Below are 412 nucleotides of genomic sequence, written 5' to 3'. Positions count from 1 at the left end.
ACTGACGGGCCTGCGTCACCGAGCTCGCGGTGGCCGAGGCGCCGTCCGCGACACCGATCGCGTTCTCCGCAATCTCGCCGGTGCCCGCGGCCGCCTCCGCGACGTTGCGCGCCATCTCTCCGGTCGTCGCGGTCTGCTCCTCGACCGCGGACGCGATCGTGGTCTGGAAGTCGTTGATGCGGGCGATGATCGCTGCGATCTCGCCGATCGCCTCGACCGCGCTGGAGGTGTCGGCCTGGATCGCCTCCACCCGGCGGGCGATGTCCTCGGTGGCACGCCCCGTCTCCTGCGCGAGCTCCTTGACCTCGTTGGCTACGACGGCGAAGCCCTTGCCGGACTCGCCGGCCCGGGCCGCCTCGATCGTCGCGTTGAGCGCGAGGAGGTTGGTCTGCTCCGCGATGGAGGTGATGAC

General features: G+C 71.1%; 1 protein-coding gene. It reads right to left on the bottom strand.

The features are described 5' to 3' along the window. Window positions 1-412, bottom strand: a 412-nt coding sequence (locus HU147_RS19220) for a methyl-accepting chemotaxis protein (protein WP_224077674.1), incomplete at both ends; no start/stop codon positions are given.

The organism is Planococcus chinensis (genome assembly GCF_020071995.1).
In the GTDB taxonomy this organism is placed as follows: Bacteria; Bacillota; Bacilli; order Bacillales_A; family Planococcaceae; genus Planococcus; species Planococcus chinensis_A.
The sequence above is the reverse complement of the archived record's forward strand: the minus strand, read 5'-3'. Positions and strand labels throughout refer to the sequence as shown.